Here is a 1,617-nt window from a genome sequence, read left to right on the forward strand (position 1 = left end):
CCGGACCCCGCCGCCCGGCCGGCCCCCTCCCGCTGACCCACCGCCCGGGCGCGCCCGCCGCGTCCCCCTCCCCGACCAGGAGACTCATGAGCCTCACCAGCAACCCGCAGCTCACCCCCGCGGCCCGCCCGCTGACCGGGCTGCCCACCGACTTCCGCTTCGGCGTGGCGACCTCCGCCTACCAGATCGAGGGAGCCGCCGACGAGGACGGCAGGACACCGTCGATCTGGGACACCTTCTGCCGGGTGCCCGGCGCGGTCGTCGGTGGCGAGAACGGCGACACGGCCTGCGACCACTACCACCGGATGCCGCAGGACGTGGACCTGATCGCCTCACTCGGCGTCGACACCTACCGCTTCTCGCTCGCCTGGCCGCGCATCCAGCCCGGCGGCACCGGACCCGCCAACCAGAAGGGACTGGACTTCTACCGGCGGCTCACCGACCGGCTGCTGGACCGCGGCATCACCCCGTGGATCACGCTCTACCACTGGGACCTGCCGCAGGAGCTGGAGAACGCCGGCGGCTGGCCGACCCGGGACACCGCGCAACGCTTCGCCGACTACGCGGAACTCGCCTACGAGGCGCTGGGCGACCGGGTGGCGCACTGGACGACGCTCAACGAACCGTGGTGCTCGGCCATGCTCGGCTACGCCTGGGGCCAGCACGCGCCCGGACGCCGGAACTTCGGTGACGCCATGCACGCCGTCCACCACCTGCTGCTCGGGCACGGGCTGGCCGTCCGGCGGTTGCGGGAGGCGGCGGGCGAGCGTCCCCTGGAGCTGGGCATCACGCTCAACCTGGGCACCGCCGACCCGGAGACCGGAAGCGAGGCCGATCTGGACGCCTGCCGACGTGCCGACGGGCTCGGCACCCGGCTCTACCTGGACCCGCTGGTGCACGGCCGCTACCCGGCGGACGTACTCGCCGACCTCGACGAACGCGGGGTGCTGATGCCGGTTCGGGCGGGCGACCTGGAGACGATCGCCGCACCGCTGGACGTGCTGGGCGTCAACTTCTACCAGGGCCTGCTGTTCTCCGGCACCGCCGAGAACGGTTCGCTGCGGGACGCCGACGGACATCCCGTCTCCCGGGTCGTGCCGCGAGGGCTGCCGACCACCGCGATGGACTGGGAGATCATTCCGCAGAGCCTCACCGAACTGCTCGTCCGCCTGCAACGCGACTACGGCCTGCCCACGGTGATCACCGAGAACGGCGCGGCCTTCCACGACACGGTCGACAGCGACGGGCGGGTACGCGACGCGGACCGCACCGCCTACCTCGCCGACCACCTGGCGGCCGTCACCGCGGCCCGTGAGCAGGGCGCCGACGTGCGCGGCTACTTCGCCTGGTCGCTCATGGACAACTTCGAGTGGGCCTACGGCTACGACAAGCGGTTCGGCATCGTCCGGGTGGACTACGACACGCAGCAGCGCACGTTGAAGGACAGCGCCCGCTGGTACCGCGAGACCATCACCCTGACCCGTGGGGGCGGCCCGGCCCGGGGAGGCGCCCCGGCCTGACCCCTCCGCACGCACCCGGCGAGCGCCCGTACCCCGCCCCCCGTGCACGGCTGACCGCCCGTGCACGGGGTGCTCGCGAGACCGGACCGGACCGGCC

The 1,617-nt window shown here is 73.2% G+C and carries 1 protein-coding gene; it reads left to right on the top strand.

Annotated elements, in window-relative coordinates:
• Nucleotides 1-86 precede the first annotated feature (86 nt).
• Complete coding sequence (locus ACYVE9_RS25965) at nt 87-1,520, top strand: GH1 family beta-glucosidase (protein WP_461030335.1); 1,434 nt, start codon at nt 87-89, stop codon at nt 1,518-1,520.
• Nucleotides 1,521-1,617: the final 97 nt, after the last annotated feature.

It is taken from the genome of Streptomyces sparsus (assembly GCF_054776295.1).

Excerpts from the sequence above, each read along its gene's own strand:
- ACYVE9_RS25965 (WP_461030335.1), top strand. The coding sequence starts at position 87 with ATGAGCCTCACCAGCAACCCGCAGCTCACCCCCGCGGCCCGCCCGCTG.